Raw genomic sequence first — 21,127 nt, forward strand, 5'->3', positions numbered from 1 at the left:
TTAAAACAAAAGCGAAACATGATGCCATTCAACATTTGTTTAGCGTAATTTCCGATCTTAAATTCAGGAATATGTTAAGCCAAATATAATAAAATCTTTATAATCGTCACATCATGATAAAACAAGACCAATATGAACACTGCACATGACGCTTTTGCCGCACTTCGTTATCGTGATTTTTCGATTGTTACAATCAATCAATTTTGTCTGACGCTTGCAATTTTGATCCAAGAAATCATTGTTGCTTATTCTTTGTATCAAATTACTAAAGACCCATTAACACTTGGTTTCATTGGACTTGCTGAAGCCGTCCCCTTTATTGCTTTGTCTCTTTGGGGTGGTTATTTTGCAGATAAATTTAATAAACAAATGATTATGAGAATTTGTCTATTTTTCGCCGTTCCCATGCCTTTAATTTTATGGTGGCTGTTTCATCAGTTCGATCATGGGCAAATTGCTGTAAGTACCCTCTCTTTAGGTATCTATGCAGTAATTTTTGGCTTGGGTACCATTCGTGGTTTTTACAATCCTTCCGCGACTTCTTTAAAGCCTTTTTTAATCCCTCGTGAACTGTATGCCAATGGGGCAACATGGACAACCATTGGTTGGCAAAGTGGCGTAATCATTGGTCCAATGCTGGGTGGTTTCATGCTTGCAGGAATTGGACGTGAAACAAGCCTGCTGTCTGTTGCAGTCTTATTGAGTGTTTGTTTTATTTTAATTTCTTTGCTTTCTAAACGTATGTTCCCGCCTATAGAACACAGCAATTTAAAAGACAGTTTAAGTGAAGGCTTTCGGTTTATTTGGAAAACTAAAATTGTTCTTTGGGCAATTTCTCTTGATTTAGTTTCAGTTCTGTTTGGTGGTGTGATTGCCTTATTGCCTATTTTTGCTGAAGATATTTTAAAAATTGGGCCTGAAGGTTTAGGCTATTTACGTGCAGCTCCCTCTATTGGTGCATTGGTCACCATGATTGCGCTAACCAAATTTCCACCTACACATCATGCATGGCGTAATATGCTCCTCGCTGTTGCTGGATTTGGTGTCTTTACCCTCATTTTTGCATTCTCAAATTATCTTTGGTTATCTTTATTTGCCTTAGCCATGACTGGCGCTTGCGATAGTATTTCAGTGGTTGTTCGTCAAACCATTTTACAGATTTATCCGCCTGAAAATATGCGGGGTCGTGTGGCTGCTGTGAATGGTATGTTTGTATCGAGTAGCAATGAACTTGGGGCTTTTGAATCGGGACTTGCAGCAAAATACATGGGAACAATTGCCGCTACAGTTTTTGGTGGTTGTATGACCATTGCTGTTGTCGTTTTAAGTTGGATGAAGACTTCTGACTTATTTAAACTTGATATTACTCAAGCTGAACACCCCGATAAAGACCTTTAAGGTGTACTGTCAACTCATGTGTAAAATAATGATTAAAAACTGGCAATACATAATTTTCTATTGCGATCATTCTCATTTAAGGAAATACTTGACGGCATTTTAAACCTGACATGTTTTGCATCGGTCTGTGCTCTGTGAATATCAACATGAAAAAACTCATTCAACTTACGCTTTTATCTATAAGCAGTGCTTTTAGCTTGGCACATGCAGCAGACTCAAGTCAGTTACAAAAACTTGAACCTGAAACCATTACGGCTGAGTCTACACATCTCACAACACGTATTGAATGGACTCAATTTCCACGCATTCAATACAACAGCTCAGAGCTCTCAGGACAAAATCGTTCTGCAATTATTCGTGTAAAAGCCAATAAACAAGGTCATGTCACTGATGCTGATATTCAAGAAAGTACAGGTGTTAAAGCACTCGATCAAAAACTGATTCGCGCAGTAGAACAAGCTGAAGTTAAACCACATCAAGAAAATGGCAATAAAAAATCTATTGTGGGTTATCAAACATTTACGCTTCGTTTAAAAGATGCGACTGATCAAACTCAAAGTAATGCTGTATGTAAATATAGTTTCAACTCAGAAGTTTGGCATAGGCAGTCCAAAGATAAATCAACAGCATTTAAATACTCGCAACAACCGAGCTTAAGCCTAGATCAAACTCTTTTAAAATTTAAAGATCGTACTGTGAAATTTAAATTTAAGGTCAATAAGCAAGGTGAAGTAACGCAAGTTAAATTGAAAAAACTTTCAGGTGTAAATGCGATTGATCAAGCTGTTTACAATGCCCTTTCAAACAGTAAAGTTGAGTTAAAACGTACTGCATCAACGCTATGGATGTATAAAAAGCATACGTTAAAAGATGAAATTCAGTTCAAAATGGATGATTGTCATTAAAAACAAATCACTCTAGAAAATGCCTAAAAATATCAGGTAGATAAATATATATCTGCCTGTTTTTGCTACAGCAACAATCAATAAAAAACGCCAAAAATTTTCTTTGAATAAACCTGCAATTAGCGTAATTGGATCACCAATAATCGGAGTCCAACTCAGCAATAATGACCAAAAGCCATATTTTTGATAAATCACAGCAGCTTTCAGCATATTCTTTTCTGAAATAGGAAACCATTTTCGATCTTTAAAACGCTCAATGCGTAAACCTAAAAACCAATTCACACATGAACCTAAAATATTTCCAACAGATGCACAAATCAATAATAAAGCAACAGAATAGTGGTCTTGCCACAAAAGCCCAACCAATATGGCTTCAGATTGCAAAGGAAGTAAAGTTGCTGCACCAAAAGCAGAAAGGAATAATAAGAAATAAGCCATCGTAATCAACTTACTTTTTTGAGATCATAAAGACATAAAACAAAAGAGATTATCCTCAAAATGTATAAAATAATTTTCTTAACCATACTTTTAGTCGCTTTATCAACATCAAGCATAGCCAATGAATACTCTCAAAAAGCTGAAATTGTCACATATGAACAAGTTCAGTGGTTGCAAAAACCGCATTTAAAAAACCATGACTTATTTAACTTTCCCACAGGAAATTATGAGCTTACTATCAGAATAAACGCTAATTCAGAAGGAATAATTAAAAGTATCTATATTCTTAAAAGTTCAGGATTGAGTCAACTCGATCAGTATGTGACAGAACAAGTCCATAAAGCGAAATTTAAACCCTATACGAAAAATGGTATCGCATCTGATTTCAATGTAGAACAGCCCTTTGTTGTCATTATTCCTAAAATACAAGAGAAATCATGGTGGCAAAAAATTTTATGGTATTAATTTCAGTATAAACCTTCATGAATAAATACTTTATTAATAGGCTCAACTTTTTTATTTAAATTTATAATTAAAAAAACAACAAGATAAAAAGTTAAGCATAAAATGCTCATTAAGAGAAAAATAATGAACCCCAAATACCGCATTGGTATTGTAAAATACGATAAAAACTCACTGTAACGATTAAGCATTCAAAGGAAATAAAGAAATGTCCAAAAAATATTTACGTCACCTTCATTTCCTTATCCAACATTGTTATCTACACATCATAAGTTGAGCATTTTTTTCGTTTTACGATACTGAATATTTGAAGCAATCAATGCAATTAGAATCGCTCCGATCCGCACCCATTGATAACGCTGTGCAATTGAGTCAAGGATAGTACGAACTATCGTTGGATCTTGTGATGAAATATGTGGATAAACACTTTGAATATGAATAATTTCAGCAATATATAAAATTAAACAGGCAACAATACCAGCAATAATACTCCAATAAATTTTTGAATTGGTTTCTAAAATTTTCGTAAAATTTAAAAAGAAATCTTTCATCACCAATACCTACCGATCAATCATCATGAATCTAAAAAAAAACCACTCAAAGTGGTTTTTAATTTTAACACAAAATATTTACTAAACTTTTATGGATAATGCTCTTTGCACCGCAGGACGTGCCGTTAAACGCTCGACATATTCTTTCACATAAGGATAATCATCAAGATCAATCTGTTGCCATTCATGACGTAGCACCCAAGGAAGAATTGCCATATCCGCAATCGAGTATTCCCCTGCTACATTTTTTTGACCAATCAATTGTTTATTCAGCACAGCATAGAGTCTTTTTGTTTCAGTTACATAGCGATCAATCGCATATGGTATTTGTTCTTTGGCGAATTTTCCAAAATGATGATTCTGCCCAAGCATAGGTCCAAAACCACCCATTTGCCACATTAACCACTGTTCAACTTCAACACGGTCTTGTTCATTTTCAGGATAATACAAACCTGTTTTACGACCTAAATATTGTAAAATTGCACCCGATTCAAACACAGAAATCGGCTCACCATTGGGACCATTTTGATCGACGATTGCAGGAATTTTATTGTTTGGAGAAATCCGTAAAAAATCAGGTTGAAATTGATCATTCTCTAAAATATTGATGGGAAATATTTGATATTCAAGCCCCATTTCTTCTAAAGCAATCGTAATTTTATGACCATTGGGTGTACCCCAATAATATAAATCAATCATGTTGGTTACCTTTTGCCTTTATCGTTTTTTACATCACATTATTGAACTTTATCGCTAGTTATAGCATGTTTCATTACAATAAACAGTAGAATTTATTCTAATTAATTCTTCCATTTAACAACCCACTCTTAAGAAAATTTATTTTTTTTAATTTTTTTCTTGAAATCTAAAAAAGCAATCCTATATTTAAAGTACAGCAATAATTGCTGTAGGTTCTGCAAATGCAGAGACAAAAATATTATTTATATAACTTTGCTAATTTTAGGAGGTTCTATCAATGAGCAATTTAAGTCTCAGCCCATTATTCCGTCGTAGTATTGGTTTTGACCGACTCAATGACTTGTTCGATTATGCTATGCAAAGTGAAGTATCAAATTATCCGCTATATAATATTGAAAAAACGGGTGACAATAACTATCGTATAGTTGTGGCTACAGCAGGTTTTACTGAAGATCAAATTGAGATCAATCTTGAAAACCAAGTGCTCACTATTACAGGTAAAGCAACTGAAGAAAAGTCAGATACGACGGTTGAATTTTTACACAAAGGTATTTCTGATCGTTCATTTAAACTATCTTTACGCTTAGATGAACATATTGAAGTACAACGAGCAGACTATGATCATGGTTTGTTAAAAATAGAATTGAAACGTATTATTCCTGAAGAAAAGTTACCTCGGCATATTCCAATTAGCCGAAAAGTAACACAACAACTTGCTTCACCTGAATTAAAATAAAGGCTATAAAAAAAGCACTGCTTATGCAGTGCTTTTTTTAAATCAAAGAGCGATTACTTTTTCTTTTTAGGACCAAGTAACATACCCATTTGACGACCTTCCATTTTTGGTGATTGCTCAACGATACCAAACTCAGCAACATCAGCTTCAATTTTTTGCAATTGAGCTAAGCCGATTTGTTGGTGAGCCATTTCACGACCACGGAAACGTAAAGTAATTTTGACTTTATTACCTTCTTCTAAGAAACGAAGAATAGCACGCAGCTTGATATTGTAGTCACCAATGTCAGTACCAGGACGCAACTTAATCTCTTTGACCTGAACCTGATGCTGTTTCTTTTTAGCATCTTTCTGTTTTTGCTTCAGATCAAATAAATGTTTGTTGAAATCCATGATTTTACAAACAGGTGGTTCTGCATTTGCCACAATCTCAACAAGGTCAAGATCTACTTCTTCAGCAGCACGTAGCGCTTCAGCAAGTGAAACGATACCTTTTTGTTCACCATCTGCGGCAACAAGACGGACTTCTTTAGCCTTAATCTCATCATTTAATGCAGGGCGATTGCTTTTAGCACCTTGTTGTTGGTTACGGTCAGGCTGTTTAATCTTTCTTACTCCACAATATACCGGCCACGTTCGGCTACGGCTACTTTCACTAGGTCAATAAATGCATCAACTGACATAGTCCCTAAATTTTGTCCAGAACGGGTACGAACATTTACAGTACCTTCTTCTACTTCACGATCACCAAGAACCAATAAGTATGGAATACGTTCTAAAGTACGCTCACGAATCTTAAAGCCGATTTTCTCATTTCTCAAGTCTGAAATTGCTCGAATTCCATTTTCTTTGAGTTTTGCGACCACTGACTCGCATGCAACCGCTTGAGAATCGGTAATATTCATGACACATGCTTGCATTGGTGATAACCAAGGTGGCATGAATCCTGCGTAATGTTCAATCAGTATACCAATAAAACGCTCAAAACTGCCAAGAATTGCACGATGCAACATCACAGGATGGTCACGATCGTTATCTTCAGTTACATAAGATGCATCTAAGCGTAATGGTAAGTTGAAGTCACACTGAATTGTACCACATTGCCAAACACGACCTAAGCTGTCTTTAAGTGAAAATTCAATTTTTGGACCATAGAATGCACCTTCACCTGGTTGAAGCTCCCAATCTAAACCTGCTGCATTTAATGCATCTTCAAGTGATTTTTCAGCAACATCCCAAAGTTTATCATCACCCACACGTTTTTCAGGACGTGTCGACAATTTCATTTGTACATCTTCAAAACCAAAATCTTTGTAGACATCCAAAGTTAATGCAATAAAATCTGCAACTTCTTGACCAATTTGTTCAGTCGTACAGAAGATATGCGCATCGTCTTGAGTAAAGCCACGTACACGCATAATGCCGTGTAGTGAACCTGATGGTTCGTTACGGTGACATGAACCAAACTCAGCTAAACGAATTGGAAGATCACGGTAAGACTTCAAACCTTGGTTAAACACTTGAACGTGACATGGGCAGTTCATCGGTTTAACCGCATAATTACGGCTTTCAGAATGTGTCGTAAACATGTTGTCTGCATAATTTGCAGCATGACCTGATTTTTCCCACAACGTAAAGTCTACAATTTGTGGAGTTTTAATCTCTTGATAGCCATTGTCTTGCTGAATTTTACGCATGTACTGTTCAAGTACTTGGTAAATTGTCCAACCATTTGGATGCCAGAACACCATACCTGGTGCTTCTTCTTGCATATGGAACAAGTCTAAAGCTTTACCAATTTTACGATGGTCACGCTTTTCAGCTTCTTCAATACGTTTTACATATGCAGCTAATTCTTTCTTATCTGCCCAAGCTGTACCGTAAATACGTTGTAGTTGCTCATTCTTCGCATCACCACGCCAGTAAGCACCAGAGATTTTAGTGAGTTTGAATGATTTTAAGAATTTAGTATTTGGAACGTGCGGACCACGGCACATATCTAAATAATCTTGATGGTAATACAAGCCCATTTGTGTTTCTTCAGGCATGTCGGCAATCAAGCGTAATTTGTATTCTTCACCACGTGCTGTGAATTCTGCAATCACTTCGTCACGAGGAGTCATTTTTTTGATAACGTCATAATCTTGATCGATGAGCTTTTTCATACGCTCTTCGATTGCAGCCATGTCATCTAAAGTAAATGGGCGTGGCATCCAAATATCATAGTAGAAACCTTCTTCAATGACAGGACCAATCACCATTTTAGCTTCTGGGAAAAGTTGTTTTACTGCATGACCTACCAAGTGAGCACATGAATGACGAATGATTTCCACACCTTCTTGATTTTTAGGTGTAATAATTTCAAGCGTAGCATCTTCGGTAATGAGGTCACTTGCATCAACCAAACGACCATTTACTTTTCCTGCAACTGTATTTTTTGCAAGACCAGGTCCAATACTCTGTGCTACTTCCATAACAGAAACAGCTTGGTCAAAACTTTTTTGATCGCCATTTGGCAATGTGATAATAGGCATAAAAAATCCTTAAGGAGTGATGCCCCGTACCATGGAGCATGTCACCGCGAGATTATGATCGAGACGAGCTCAAAAGATAAAATCGGTGGAACAAAATTAAAGTCCGTAGAATTTTACACCTTTAATGCAGTTTGATAAACCATTAGCTACATCTTACCCTTAGCTATTCTTAAAAAAAATCGATTAAAGTCATCTCTAAATATGTTTCGCCTCAATGATAACAATTACTCTCTAAAAGTTTCCCATGCTTCAAAAACATTATTTTTATAACAATAAAGCTGAGAAAATTGCGGAATAATTGCTTCACTTTGCGTTGGTCTTAAAAAAACATAATCATCGACATCAATTTGAGTTGTTTTTGAAACATTCACTAACTCTTGATTAGAACTTCGTCCGTACAACAAATGTGGATGCGCTCCTTTCGGATAAACATAATCTGCCATCCAATATCCACCATAAATAAATAAAGCTTTATCTTTATGGGGTAATTTACTCAGCAATGGCATTCCTGGTAATTCTGTATTTTCAAGCACTTTTAGCACTGGACTAGCAATCCATAAGGCGGGCTTTAACGCTTCTAAATGTGTACTGTCAAAATCACTTGGTTTGAGTAACATTGAACCAAAAGATAGATCATTACAAACACTTTGTTTCACGTGAAAATTAAAACTTGGACTACCACCACCATTTAAACAAAGTTCCTCATGCCAAAGCTGCGGAAATTGTGCTTGAATAATTTCTATAAAATGTTGATAAATTTGCTGTGATTCAGCATATGCCACATCGGCTTTTTTGATAATAGAAGGTAGTTTGGTCACATGTGCATCGTAGCCCATTAGACCACTGAATTTAAGCTGTTCAGGATGTGCTTCTATGATTTTCAACAGTGCAACCAATTCTTGTGCACTTGATACTCCCCCTCTGTGTAATCCCACATCAATTTCAATATTGATCTGTAACCTTACAGCATAACGCCTTGCGATATCCAAATAAGCAATTAAACGCTGTGGTGTATCGACAATCCATTGAATATTTGAAGTATTCCAAGATGTAAATCTCAGATAAAAATATTCAACAGTACTTGCAGGCATAGGCTTCCCCATCAATACATCTGCCGAGCTAAAGCTTTCTAAAATGGGTAAAATTTGCGGTAAATGAAATACCATAAAGCGTTGTGTTTGAAAATGTGTAGCGACAGTTTGCAGAAGTTGTAAACTCGCTAAAGACTTCACTACCAAACGTGGTTTTAAATGCTTATTTTTATGTAGCTGTTGCTCTGCATGCTGTATATTTCGTTTAAGTTGATCCTCATCTAGAATTAAACGAGGTAAACCGAATGCTGAATGACGCAAATCCTGATTTAATTGTTGAAAAAAGGCATGTGCTTGAGCATTTTTAACCATTTCATTTCCCTCGTTATTTTCTATAATTTTCTTTAACAGTTATTGACTATAAAATAGCTTTTGTAAATATGGATTTAAAAACTTTTTACTTGGATCAAGCTGTTCACGAATCTGCATAAAATCACCCCATTTAGGATATAGCTCACGTAATTGTTGATGATTTAGCGTATGCATTTTGCCCCAATGTGGTCGCCCTTGATACTTACGTAATATCGGCTCAATAACATTGAATAGCAAATATGGATCTTGTTTATAGTATTGATGCACTGAAATGGAGATCGAATCTTGCTGATAAAAAGGACTCAACCAAATATCATCACCTTTCACAAAGCGAAATTCCAAAGGGAAAAAAGTCTGTACTTTATGCTTTCGCATCACCGCTAAAATTTCTTGCAAACACGCTAAACCTTGATCGACAGGAATTTGATATTCCATTTCATTAAAACGTGTATTGCGTGGTGTTGGAAAAATCTGACTCGACCAATCAATAAAAGTCGTCGGTTTTACAAAGACACCTAATAATTTTTGCAAATACGGATTAGCCGATGGAAAGGCTTTACTTATTTCAGAACATATCGTCAGTAAACCATCTTCCGATGGCCAAGATTCTTTGCGAGGTTGAATTTCCTCATCAGTCATATCCAAAGTTTTCAACATGAGTTGAGCATTGTGTGAAAAGACAAAACATTCAATATGCCGATGCTCGGTTTTCCATTGTTGAATATTCGTCAGCATATCGGTCACAGGACAGAGTTTCATATGCTCTTTGAGTTTATAACGTGGCTTATTTTGCATAGTAATTTTGGTCAAAATCCCTAGACTGCCGAGCGATACTCGTCCTGCATTAAAAATATCGCTATTTTCCGTAGGACTGCATTGCAACAATTCACCCGATGCTGTGAGCAATTCAAACTGCTCTACATAACCTGAAATACAATACAAATCTGCGCCTGTACCGTGTGTTCCTGTTGACACGGCACCAGCTAAACTTTGCTGATCAATATCGCCTTGTTGCATCAACGATTGATTCAGTGGCTGTAAAAATTGATCTAAATCATACAGTCGAGTCCCTGCTAATATTGTTGCTGTGCATTGTTCTTGTTCAACATGTTCTACACCTGATAAGTGATCAAGTGACAATAAAGTTGCATCTGTTGCCACTAAAGGCGTGAATGAATGGCTTGCCCCTGCGACACGAATTTTGTCATGATCTCGGACAATGATTTTGAGTTCATCAATATTGTGCGGTTTAAAAATTTGCTGTGGATTTGATATTTGAAATCCCGACCAATTGTTCCATGTATATTTTTTTAATATGCTCATTGGCTACTCCTTAGCCCTTATTTTCCTACGATGTGGATATTGCGGATGGCTTTGTTTATTCATCTTGATATCAATTTTGAGTGACGGCTGTTTTAGAATTACCCCGATTGGTGCGTAAGTCTAATTCAGCTTTGATTACGTCTTTTGGGCGAGTGACTGCATCATAGTGCCGTTGCTCTTGAGGTATACTAAATTGCTGAGCAAGTTGTTGATAAACTGTCTGAAATGCTGCATGTGTCCATTGACCATATAAAGTATGACCACCCTCATAGGCTTGTTGCTGATATTCCTCATACGTTGTGATATAGCCCATATAATCATTACAATACGATGCCAACCAAACCTGATCTACCGAAGTCGATAATTGCTGTTTCACTGTTTGTACTAAACGTGCACCTGCCACTGTAGTAATTTCACCCGCACAACAAATCAGACTAAATCGCCCAATTTTTATTATTTGTAAAGGAATAACCTGTGGAACCAATAAACTTTCTTTAATTGCTCCTGCTTTATATTGACGATTCATCTCAGCAATTACAGGATCAAAAATACTTGGAACAACATCCAAAGATTTCCCTAAAAGCCGATGATCACCTGCTTCAATCACAATATTTTTCACCCCTTGCGATGCATACAGCGCTTTGTGCTTTTCATATTCAGCAGAGGTTGTATTTTTTAAACGCTTTATACGCAATGCTTTAGAAGCAAGATGCATGATATGAATAATCGCTTTTGGCGCACCCAAACCATCCACAGGTGTTCCTGCAAAAAAAGGGACACCGTGACACGGCTGACTCGTTTTCTGCCCCAATTGTCCAAATGCAAACTCAGATGAAATTTCAACATTAGCCAAATCGCTATACATTAGGATTGCATCAATACCTCCCTCAATAAGTTGTGTATTTTCAACATTTAGAGCTTGAAGGGCTTGTTCTGCCTGATATTGTCCATTTTTCTGGGCATATAAATATTCTTGCTCGCCTTTAATTTTTTGACGAATTTTTAACTGATTTTCACCATGAAAATGTGGGGATACATCCCCCGCTGTCGCCTGTGCAAAAATAGCTATAGCATCATCAGATTGAGTCAATTGCAGTAATTGCTGTTCTGCAAATGCAGCGGCATAACCTTTATTGTCACCATCGTGGGCATTTAAGGTATTCCCTAAACAAGTCGCATGCACACCAAAGAACGAAATGAACGATTGTAATTTTCCTTGCCGATAAAACCCGAGTAATTGCATTTCACGTTGAATAGCTAAATGGGTTTGCTGCTCAGTTTTTTGTTCAACATCTGTATTTCGGTTATATGCCTGCAATGAACGATTCCATGCCACAGGAGTTTCAGGCAAAAATGCCGTAGATGTCATACGAATTTCAGTATCTTGTGCAGATGCAATTGCTTGAACAACACTCTCAACAATCGAATTCACTATCGCTTGTAAATACTCAGGAACAAATCCTGGTGTCGGCATATTATATAAAGCCTCAAAACTGCAACCACCAGGTGCTGAATGTGTATGTGTTGCCATCAAAGCGAAATAGCTCTCTTGAAATGCTGTTCCCAATTGTTGTTGTAATTGCTGTACTACCCCTTGACGCATCGCATAAGTAATGCAGCCCAAATCTACACAACACAATAATAAACGCTGCCCAGATGCATCTTGAATACTAAAACTTCGTGCATAAAGTGCGGTTCTTTTTGTTGTTGCACGATGCGTCCACATACCATAACCAAACATTGCATAACCTGTTGGCTCAATTTTTATTTCTTGTTTATTCCAACCCACATGATACATAGACCATCCCTGATATTTTAAACCCATAAATCCTGATTGAAAGTTAAGCAGATTTATGCAATATACAATAGGGGAAACTATCATAAAAATAGGGGGCAAATCGGACACATGCCATATCATCATCTACATAAAAATCAAACACATTTCATGCCTCCTACACTCATTTCAGGCTTAATTCATTATGCTGAACAACATCAACTCGATTATTCTTCATGGTTTGATGGGCTAGATATTCATCTTAATCAACTTCGCCAAGGTGAAGGTTTCCTTGATTTCCAAACCATCAGTCACATCATTCAACGTGCGGTAGAGCACCATGACCCCAAATTACCTCTAGGTTTACTGATTGGTAGTAATGAAGCATTAATTTCAATGGGAATTTTAGGCTTTACCATGCGCTCATGTAGAAATATTGAAGAGGCATTAAACCTTGGCCTGCATTACCATCCTATTTCAGGAAGCGCACTCGATTTACACGTTCAAATTAACCATCAAATTTTAGAACTGACTGTTACCGAACGACAGCCCAATGCTTTTCTTCTGCCTTTTTTCTGTGATGAAGTGCTTGCAAGTATTACCACTTTTTTAAAAAGCATGATTGGGGAGCACAAGAGTTTACTGAGCATTGAGTTAAGTTATGCAGCCCCTGAGAATATTTCGCTTTATCAAGATATTTTTAACTGTCCGATCAGCTTCAATGCAGCTCGAAACTGTATTCGTTTTGATGCCAATATTCTAAGTCATCCCTTAAATAGTCACAGCCCTGCAAACTATATGGCAGCGATTCAAATTTGCGAGCAAACTTATGCTTCTTTTCAAAAGATAAATCAAGCTGATTACCATCAAAAAATTTATCATCTCATTGAACAACATTTACCTGAACGCTTAAATATGGAGCACATTGCACAACTTTTTAAGATCAGCGAACGACAACTACGCCGAATTCTACTGATTGAAGGTCTAAATTTTCAGAGTATTCGTCAAGAGGTTTTACAAGATAAAGCAATGCAATTAATGAATAAAAACTGCTCTATTACTGACATTAGTACGCAATTGGGTTTTAGTGAACTACGTGAATTTAGACGGGCATTTAAAAAATGGACGGGAGAAGCACCATTAAATTATAAAAAAACTAAACTGCTTAGTTCAGTTTTTTAAACCATGATCAATCGACATCATTAACCAACTTATTAAATACAAATAATAACCATAAATATCATAAACTTAAAACATAAAACCTGATATTTTATTACACATAAAATCTCTCATTATTTCAACATAAAAGATACACCCGACTAAAGAATAAATGCATTCGCATCAAAGAATGCATATCTTTTAAACATGGAAATACAATAAATATAGATGGAGTTTAACATGGTTAGTGCTTACGATGAATTACCTCGCACGGCAGCAAATTTTGTTGCATTATCGCCTTTGCGTTATTTAGAACGTGCTGCATACATTTATCCATATCAGGATGCGATTATTCATGGTGAGCGCCGTATTTCATGGCGCGATACTTATACGCGCTGTCGCCAATTTGCAGATCAATTGCAAAAATTGGGGATTGGTAAAAATGATACTGTTTCAGTTTTATTGCCCAATATTCCAGCCATGATTGAAGCACATTTTGCTGTACCCATGGCAGGCGCAGTACTCAATACACTCAACACTCGCCTTGATGCAAAAACGCTTGCATTTATGATTGAGCATGCAGAATCTAAAGTTTTGCTGGTCGATCCTGAATTTGCAGCGGTAGCTCAAGAAGCACTAGCTCTAGTTTCACAAGAAATTTTCGTGATTGATGTTGCTGATGTTGAATATGAAAATCATGCAACAGCAATCAGCATTGGTCAGATTCAATATGAAGATTGGCTCCAAGCAGGTGATGAAAATTTTGAATGGAAGTTGCCTAATGATGAATGGGATGCGATTAGCCTGAACTACACATCAGGTACAACGGGTAATCCAAAAGGCGTGGTGTATCACCATCGTGGTGCGTATATTAATGCTGCAAGTAATATTATTGCCTGTGGAATGACCCCACGCTGTAAATATCTATGGACACTCCCACTCTTCCATTGTAATGGTTGGTGTTTTGCTTGGACAATTGCTGCGAATGGCGGTACCAATATTTGCTTACGAAAAGTCGATCCTATACTTGTTTATCAATTGATTGATCAACACAAAGTTGATTATTTCTGCGGTGCACCTATTGTACTTTCTATGCTGATCAACACACCAAAAGCACAACAAATTAAATTTAATCATCGTGTAGAAGTAATGGTTGCGGGTGCAGCACCTCCTGCGGCAATTATTGAAGGCATGCATCATATTGGTGTACAAGTGAATCATGTTTATGGCTTAACTGAAACCTATGGTCCATCTGCACTTTGTGCTTCACAAGCAGGTTGGAGTGAGCTTTCCATTCAAGAGCAAGCCCAATTGCACTCACGTCAGGGTGTCCCATATCCGCTACAAGATGGTATGCGTGTACTTGATCCTGAAACCATGCAACCCGTTCCCAATGATGGCACAACCATGGGAGAAATCATGTTCCGTGGTAACATTGTAATGAAAGGTTATTTAAAAAATACCCAAGCCACTGAAGATGCCTTTAAAGGTGGATGGTTTCATACAGGTGATCTTGCTGTTTGCCAACCTGATGGCTATGCAAAAATCATGGATCGCTCAAAAGATATTATTATTTCAGGTGGTGAAAATATTTCATCCCTTGAAGTCGAAGAAGTACTTTATACCCATCCTGCCATTATGACTGCTGCTGTAGTTGCAAAACCTGATCCACGTTGGCAAGAGGTTCCATGTGCTTTTATTGAACTTAAACAAGGTGCTAAAACCACACCTGAAGATGTAATTGAGTTTTGTAAGCAGCACTTAGCACGATTCAAAGTACCTAAAGATGTAGTAATTGGAGATATTCCAAAAACCTCAACAGGTAAATTACAAAAATTTATTTTACGAGAATGGGCAAAAGAACGCTCAGTAGGTGAATTTAGCTAAGATTCCCCTCTTCATTTGATTCAATAAAGAAGTCAGTCACTTGAGAGTGGCTTTTTTATTGGCTTTATATCGCGTACAAATAACTTAATTTTTTTTACTATTTTCTAAAAATCAAGCAAAAAAAAAAGCGACTCATTTGAGTCGCTTTTTTTCAATCATTAATCATCGAAATGATTATTGACCTACAGTACGGCTACCAGAAATCGTCGCGAATACACGACGGTTCATAGCACGACCTTCTTTAGTTTTGTTGTCAGCAATCGGTTGATCCCAAGCGAAACCTTGAGTAGACAAACGAGAAGCATCAACGTTGTATTCATTTACAAGTGCAGATTTAACAGAGTTAGCACGAGCTAAAGATAAACGTTCGTTTAACTTACGTGGACCAGTGTTATCTGTATGACCTTCAATACGAGCAGTCGCATTCGGGAATTCAGCTAATTTTTCAGCTACTTTCGCAACTTCTGGTTTGTATTGATCTTTGATGTTTGATTTGTTTGTATCAAAGAACACACGAAGTTCCATGTTCAAATCTTCAACAACTGGCTCAGCTGGAGCAACAGGCATTGGAGCTGGTTCAACTGGAGCAACTTCTACTACAGGAGCAGCAGGCTTCAAGTGACCACCAAGAACTACGTTAAGACCAGCTAAAGCTGTATAACGCCAGTATTTTTCATCAAAGTCATAAGTACTACGAGCTTCTGTACGAAGAGAAAGAACATCGTTCAAACGCCAAAATACACCTGCACCAGCATTACCGATAGTATCTTTTTTATCATCAGGACTATATGAACCAAAATCAGTTTTAGTTTGACCAGCACCTAACAATACATAAGGTTTGATTTTGCTATCATAATTTTTAGTGATCAAATCAGAAGTAGCATAAAAGTTACCAGCAATAGTACTTTGCTTGTATTCAGCACCACCAGTATTACCGTCTAAATCACCCTTAACTTGATTATATTCAGCTTCAAAGCCTAACCAAGGCGTAAGTTCAACACCAAGTGCAGCACCAACGAATAAATCGTCTTGTAGTTCAGCACTAGAAGTTAACTTATTGTTGTTATGATCAGTGTCTTGGACAGTATAACCAACCATTAATGGGGTTACAGTTATGCCAGCATTAGCTGCAACTAAAGGTGCAGCAACAAGCATAGCTAGTGCGATACGACTCAATTTCATGGATATCCTCCAGAGATAACAATTGTTGTTCAAGCTCAGCCTAAATATTTCGGCTTCCTGAGATAAGCTTTCTATCTATACCCCAGTATTATTTTTAAGCTACTCACGTTGAATCATACAAACACTTAGCAAATTTTCCAAGTGCTTGATAACTTTAATCAAGCAAATTATTGACAAAATTACTTACAATTTCCGTTGTAATTCGGTAATTTTTTACTCAATTTTATAACGATTATAGCTTAGTCTTCCTAATCACTGTATTTTAACAGCAATCGAAAGCGATAGTAATAAATATTTTATTATGAAAGCCTTCGATAACAAATATAAATTAAAAAGCAAATTAGTTAAAGAACTATAAAAAATAAATTGGATAAAAACATGTACTTATATTATAAACAACGTGCTTTTACGTTGATTGAGCTTGTCATCACTATTGCTGTACTCTGCATTATTGCGACGTTTGCACTGCCGATGTATCACAAATTACAAGAAAACTTAGAGCTAAATAGAGTACCTGCACTCGTCCGCCAACAAGTCGCTTTAGCTAAGACTCAAGCTTCTACTCATCATAATACAGTTGTAATGTGCTCATCTGAACACATGGAAAAGTGTGAAATCAACCAATGGCACAACGGAATAATTATTTTCTCAGACACTAATAACAATAAAATAATTGACAATAATGAAATAATTTATTCTACGCTGAAAACTGAAATTCGTTATGGTACTTTTCGCTTTATCAACAATGCCACCAATACTAAAAATACCCTCACCTTCCAAGGTGATACAGGTCTACCACGTGGTGCAGCGGGCGGATTCCACTATTGTAGTTTTAATGATAAACAGCAATATAATTACTATCCAGTGAGTCCAATGGGCCACGTTCGTATTGATAAATCTGATAAATGCAATTAGAACCCATGGGTTCAGTTTCTCGATTTAGTTCGGACTTTTATCCTGAGTAAATTGCAATATACTGCTAGCGTTTAAGATGGAAACAACAACACATTAGGAGAGACAAATCATGACTGACATCGTCATTGTTAATGGTGCCCGTACAGCAATGGGTGGATTCCAAGGTAGCCTTACAAGTGTCACAGCACCACAACTCGGCGCTGTAACCATTAAAGAAGCTGTTGCTCGTGCGGGATTACAACCTAATGATGTACAAGAAGTCATTATGGGTTGTGTTCTTCCTGCAGGCTTAAAACAAGGTCCAGCACGCCAAGCAATGCGTCAAGCGGGCTTACCTGATTCAACCGGTGCTGTAACCATTAACAAATTATGCGGTTCAGGTATGAAAGCCGTCATGCAAGCGGCTGATGCGATCAAAGCTGGTTCAGCAGATATAATTGTTGCTGGTGGCATGGAGTCGATGACCAATACACCATATATCTTGCCAAAAGCACGTTCAGGTTATCGTATGGGACATGGCGAAGTGAAAGACCATATGTTCTTTGATGGACTAGAAGATGCTGAAACGGGTCGTCTTATGGGCTCTTTTGCGCAAGACATGGCAAATACCCGTGGCTATACACGTGAGCAAATGGACGAATTTGCTATTCGTTCTTTACAACGTGCTCAAAAAGCGATTACCGAAGGTTATTTTGCAGATGAAATCGTTTCTGTAACCGTATCAGGTCGTAAAGGTGATGTGGTTATTGATAAAGATGAACAACCTTTCAATGCCAATATTGAAAAAATTCCAACCTTACGCCCTGCTTTTGCCAAAGACGGTACGATTACCGCTGCCAATGCAAGTTCAATTTCAGATGGTGCATCTGCATTGGTACTTACAACAGCCGATCATGCTGCAATTAAAAGTTTAAAACCATTGGCAAAAATTGTGGCCTACGCATCAAATTCTCAGCATCCATCAGAATTCACTATTGCACCTGTGGGCGCAATTGAAAAAGTTTTGAAAAAAACAGGTTGGGATGCACAAGAAGTTGACCTTTGGGAAATCAATGAAGCCTTTGCAATGGTGACTATGGCAGCAATGGATGAGTTCAAACTTGATGCTGAAAAAGTCAACATTAATGGTGGCGCATGTGCGCTTGGTCATCCAGTTGGTTCTACAGGATCACGTATTATTTTGACACTGATCCATGCATTAAAACGTACAGGTGGTAAGAAAGGTATTGCAGCGCTGTGCATCGGTGGTGGTGAAGCTACTGCAGTAGCGATTGAAATTCTTTAATTTATTTTTAAATTAAAACTGCTATAAAAAATCCCTCGCCCATTGAGGGATTTTTTATATTTATAATTTTTATATTCTTATTTCCCATTCACATTTAAATACATAAGATTCATCTTTTTTTAAGATTTATTCTGCTAAATTAAATGCCTCAAAACAATAAACAAGGCTTACCATGCAACTTAATCATTATCTCAATTTCCAAGGTGAAACCGAAGCTGCCTTTCTTTTTTATCAATCCGTTTTTGGAGGTGAGTTTTCTTTTCTCAAACGTTATTCAGAACTACCTGATGTACAAGTTTCTGAACATGAGCAAGATTATCTCTTACATATTTCACTACCCATTAATGAATTTACCGTATTGATGGGTTCTGATACCACTGAACAGTTTTGTGCACAAAGCCATCCCTCTTTCAGCAAAGGTAATAATCACTATATTTCAATCAACTTAGAGGCACATGAGGTCGAAGAAGCTAGACGTTTATTTCAAAAACTATCCGTAAACGGTCAAATTGAAATGGCTTTAGCAGAAACATTTTGGGGAGCTTTATATGGAGCATTCACCGATCAATTTGGCATTAAATGGATGGTCAATTGCCAACTTAACGCTGAATAAACTGGCATTTTCAATATAATTTTGACTAACCACAGCCTATGGACTGTGCAAAATATCGGTTATAGTGTAAAGAAAATAACTCTCTTGCGACAAAAATGATTACAGGCTTAAGTCACACATTACTGATTATTTTAATTACGATTCTCACCTCCATTGCGGCATGGCAACATCGTAATATTATGAATCGACTGATTTTTAATATATCAGCCATTAAACATGGACAATATGACCGCTTTCTCACACATGGATTCATTCATAATGACGGCGTTCATCTTTTCTTTAATATGTTTACGTTGTATTTCTTTGGGCGACATGTAGAGTGGTTTTTTAGAGACTATTTACATGGCATGGGCTTTGTCCTTTTTTATTGTAGTGCAATTATTATTGCGGCAATTCCTGGTTATTTACACAATAGAAATTTCAATGCTTACCGTAGCTTAGGGGCATCTGGTGCAGTCAATGCAGTTTTGTTTAGTGCAATTCTATTCGACCCATGGAGCATGATTTACCTCTTTTTCATTCCAATACCAGCGATTGTTTTTGGTACCATTTATCTTTGTTATAGTTTTTATGCGCTTCGTACAGGACATTCACCTTCAATTGAACATCGTGCTCATATTACGGGTGCGGCTTATGGTTTTTTAGTCCCGTTATTATTTGAGCCCACACTCGGTACAATGTTCTTCTATAAATTTATTGATACACCCTTATTTTAAAAATAAACGTCCTTTTAAAAACTCGTAATGTTAAATAGAAGTTAAATATTGCATATAAAAAGGTGAACTTTAACATTCACCTTTTTATTCACTTAGACATTTTAGAATTCAATATTTTCAGATCATCATCAATTTTGATCTAAACGGAATGAAGTCATTGTAATTGAGCCGCCGACAGCCTGCGTATTAAAAAGACTTAACTCATCTTTATCTTCTTGCAATGCAAGTGCATAAATCATTGGATAATAATGATCAGGTGTTGGAATGGCTAAATGAAACGCTTGCCCTTGCTTATCCCAATTAATCAATGATTGATGGTCATGTTCTAAAAGAAATTTCTGCATTTTCGCATCGGCTTCTAAAGCCCAATCAAAACCATAATAATCATTCATTTGACCGCGCGGAATCAACCTTAAATTATGGACGAGATTACCACTTGCCACAATTAACACACCCTTACGGCGTAATTGGGAAAGTTGTTTGGCTAAATCATAGTGATATTGCGCACCTTGACTATAATCAATACTCAGTTGAACAACGGGAATGGTTGCTTGTGGAAACACATGACAAAGCACGCTCCATGTTCCATGGTCTAAGCCCCATTCGTGGTCTTGGTGAATTTGAATACTTTTTACTTCATCAATGGTTGCATCCACTAAAGATTTATTTCCTGGCGCAGGATACTGCACATCAAAAAGTGCTTGTGGAAAGCCACCAAAATCATGAATGGTTTTCGGCATTTGCATTGCAGTGACAGCCGTCCCACCTTGCGTCAACCAATGTGCAGAAATACATAGAATTGCTGTAGGCTGCGTTTTCAATTCGGCACCGATACTATTCCAAGTGCGTGTAAATTCATTGGTTTGTATTGCATTCATTGGCGAACCATGTCCGAGAAACATCACGGGCATAACATCCGTATTCGGCAAGGTTGCATTCCAACCTTTGAGTAGCGAAAGATCACCTGTGCTTTGATTCAACATTGCATTCACCATAAATTATTTTTATTAATTATGCAGAGATTCATGCTGTAGAAGTAGGCAGTTTTACAACATAGAACATTGCAAATTTAGAACGCCGAGGACTAAAAAAAATTGTAGTGATTAACTTTTTCAAATATTTTTCAATAAAAAAGCCGAATTTTCATTC

At 37.0% G+C, this 21,127-nt stretch carries 20 protein-coding genes; 10 read left to right on the forward strand and 10 right to left on the reverse strand.

Annotated features, from left to right (window positions below):
* The first annotated feature begins 132 nt into the window (after positions 1–132).
* Both ACK2M2_RS02790 and ACK2M2_RS02795 read left to right on the forward strand, forming a co-directional pair.
* Entirely contained in the window at positions 133–1,398 is a 1,266-nt protein-coding gene (locus tag ACK2M2_RS02790) for an MFS transporter (RefSeq protein ID WP_419346053.1), read from the forward strand.
* A gap of 146 nt (positions 1,399–1,544) precedes the next feature.
* A complete protein-coding gene (locus ACK2M2_RS02795; RefSeq protein ID WP_409510357.1) occupies positions 1,545–2,303 on the forward strand; it encodes a TonB family protein in 759 nt (252 codons plus the stop codon).
* A 12-nt stretch (positions 2,304–2,315) separates the two neighbouring features.
* On the opposite strand, the gene ACK2M2_RS02800 is transcribed toward ACK2M2_RS02795, so the two are convergent.
* Positions 2,316–2,741, reverse strand: a complete 426-nt coding sequence (locus ACK2M2_RS02800; protein WP_409510356.1) for a YqaA family protein — start codon at positions 2,739–2,741, stop codon at positions 2,316–2,318.
* Between the two features lie 60 nt (positions 2,742–2,801).
* Between ACK2M2_RS02800 and ACK2M2_RS02805 the strand changes: the two genes are divergently transcribed.
* Positions 2,802–3,206 (forward strand): TonB family protein, encoded by a 405-nt coding sequence (locus ACK2M2_RS02805; protein WP_419346054.1) that lies wholly within the window; start codon positions 2,802–2,804, stop codon positions 3,204–3,206.
* A 263-nt stretch (positions 3,207–3,469) separates the two neighbouring features.
* On the opposite strand, the gene ACK2M2_RS02810 is transcribed toward ACK2M2_RS02805, so the two are convergent.
* Positions 3,470–3,754: a hypothetical protein gene (locus ACK2M2_RS02810; RefSeq protein ID WP_409510354.1), complete on the reverse strand. Its 285-nt coding sequence runs from the start codon at positions 3,752–3,754 to the stop codon at positions 3,470–3,472.
* An 81-nt stretch (positions 3,755–3,835) separates the two neighbouring features.
* Positions 3,836–4,453 carry a glutathione S-transferase N-terminal domain-containing protein gene (locus tag ACK2M2_RS02815; protein ID WP_409510353.1) on the reverse strand — a complete coding sequence of 206 codons (618 nt, stop codon included), beginning with the start codon at positions 4,451–4,453 and terminating at the stop codon, positions 3,836–3,838.
* A 277-nt stretch (positions 4,454–4,730) separates the two neighbouring features.
* On the opposite strand from ACK2M2_RS02815, the gene ACK2M2_RS02820 reads away from it, so the two are divergent.
* The gene (locus ACK2M2_RS02820; RefSeq protein WP_419346055.1) at positions 4,731–5,189 is read left to right on the forward strand and encodes an Hsp20 family protein; all 459 of its coding nucleotides are present in this window, start codon (positions 4,731–4,733) and stop codon (positions 5,187–5,189) included.
* A gap of 53 nt (positions 5,190–5,242) precedes the next feature.
* Here ACK2M2_RS02820 and infC read toward each other — a convergent pair whose 3' ends face one another.
* The 5 genes from infC to ACK2M2_RS02845 form a co-directional block, all read right to left on the reverse strand.
* Positions 5,243–5,794: a translation initiation factor IF-3 gene (gene infC, locus ACK2M2_RS02825; RefSeq protein WP_409510394.1), complete on the reverse strand. Its 552-nt coding sequence runs from the start codon at positions 5,792–5,794 to the stop codon at positions 5,243–5,245.
* Positions 5,795–5,799: 5 nt separating this feature from the next.
* Complete coding sequence (gene thrS, locus ACK2M2_RS02830) at positions 5,800–7,722, reverse strand: threonine--tRNA ligase (RefSeq protein ID WP_419346056.1); 1,923 nt, start codon at positions 7,720–7,722, stop codon at positions 5,800–5,802.
* Positions 7,723–7,946: 224 nt separating this feature from the next.
* Positions 7,947–9,125 carry an alanine racemase gene (locus ACK2M2_RS02835; protein ID WP_409510350.1) on the reverse strand — a complete coding sequence of 393 codons (1,179 nt, stop codon included), beginning with the start codon at positions 9,123–9,125 and terminating at the stop codon, positions 7,947–7,949.
* A gap of 39 nt (positions 9,126–9,164) precedes the next feature.
* Positions 9,165–10,448, reverse strand: coding sequence for a D-arabinono-1,4-lactone oxidase (locus ACK2M2_RS02840; protein WP_419346057.1), 1,284 nt, complete (start codon positions 10,446–10,448; stop codon positions 9,165–9,167).
* Positions 10,449–10,518: 70 nt separating this feature from the next.
* Positions 10,519–12,246 (reverse strand): neutral/alkaline non-lysosomal ceramidase N-terminal domain-containing protein, encoded by a 1,728-nt coding sequence (locus ACK2M2_RS02845; RefSeq protein WP_419346141.1) that lies wholly within the window; start codon positions 12,244–12,246, stop codon positions 10,519–10,521.
* A gap of 108 nt (positions 12,247–12,354) precedes the next feature.
* Between ACK2M2_RS02845 and ACK2M2_RS02850 the strand changes: the two genes are divergently transcribed.
* Both ACK2M2_RS02850 and ACK2M2_RS02855 read left to right on the forward strand, forming a co-directional pair.
* The gene (locus ACK2M2_RS02850; protein WP_419346058.1) at positions 12,355–13,404 is read left to right on the forward strand and encodes an AraC family transcriptional regulator; all 1,050 of its coding nucleotides are present in this window, start codon (positions 12,355–12,357) and stop codon (positions 13,402–13,404) included.
* Between the two features lie 216 nt (positions 13,405–13,620).
* Positions 13,621–15,267: an acyl-CoA synthetase gene (locus ACK2M2_RS02855; RefSeq protein WP_419346059.1), complete on the forward strand. Its 1,647-nt coding sequence runs from the start codon at positions 13,621–13,623 to the stop codon at positions 15,265–15,267.
* 174 nt (positions 15,268–15,441) lie between these two features.
* Here the strand turns inward: ACK2M2_RS02855 and omp38 are convergent, their stop codons facing one another.
* On the reverse strand, positions 15,442–16,449 hold the full coding sequence (omp38, locus tag ACK2M2_RS02860; protein ID WP_409510346.1) for an outer membrane protein Omp38: 1,008 nt from the start codon (positions 16,447–16,449) through the stop codon (positions 15,442–15,444).
* Between the two features lie 378 nt (positions 16,450–16,827).
* On the opposite strand from omp38, the gene ACK2M2_RS02865 reads away from it, so the two are divergent.
* The 4 genes from ACK2M2_RS02865 (at position 16,828) to ACK2M2_RS02880 (ending at position 19,978) form a co-directional block, all read left to right on the forward strand.
* Positions 16,828–17,364 (forward strand): Tfp pilus assembly protein FimT/FimU, encoded by a 537-nt coding sequence (locus ACK2M2_RS02865; protein ID WP_409510345.1) that lies wholly within the window; start codon positions 16,828–16,830, stop codon positions 17,362–17,364.
* Between the two features lie 109 nt (positions 17,365–17,473).
* Positions 17,474–18,649, forward strand: a complete 1,176-nt coding sequence (locus tag ACK2M2_RS02870; protein ID WP_419346060.1) for a thiolase family protein — start codon at positions 17,474–17,476, stop codon at positions 18,647–18,649.
* A 172-nt stretch (positions 18,650–18,821) separates the two neighbouring features.
* On the forward strand, positions 18,822–19,262 hold the full coding sequence (locus tag ACK2M2_RS02875) for a VOC family protein (protein ID WP_409510343.1): 441 nt from the start codon (positions 18,822–18,824) through the stop codon (positions 19,260–19,262).
* 95 nt (positions 19,263–19,357) lie between these two features.
* The gene (locus ACK2M2_RS02880; protein WP_409510342.1) at positions 19,358–19,978 is read left to right on the forward strand and encodes a rhomboid family intramembrane serine protease; all 621 of its coding nucleotides are present in this window, start codon (positions 19,358–19,360) and stop codon (positions 19,976–19,978) included.
* A 128-nt stretch (positions 19,979–20,106) separates the two neighbouring features.
* Here ACK2M2_RS02880 and ygiD read toward each other — a convergent pair whose 3' ends face one another.
* Complete coding sequence (gene ygiD / locus ACK2M2_RS02885; protein ID WP_409510341.1) at positions 20,107–20,961, reverse strand: 4,5-DOPA dioxygenase extradiol; 855 nt, start codon at positions 20,959–20,961, stop codon at positions 20,107–20,109.
* Between the last annotated feature and the right edge of the window lie 166 nt (positions 20,962–21,127).

The organism is Acinetobacter sp. TY1 (genome assembly GCF_048551395.1).
GTDB lineage: Bacteria > Pseudomonadota > Gammaproteobacteria > Pseudomonadales > Moraxellaceae > Acinetobacter.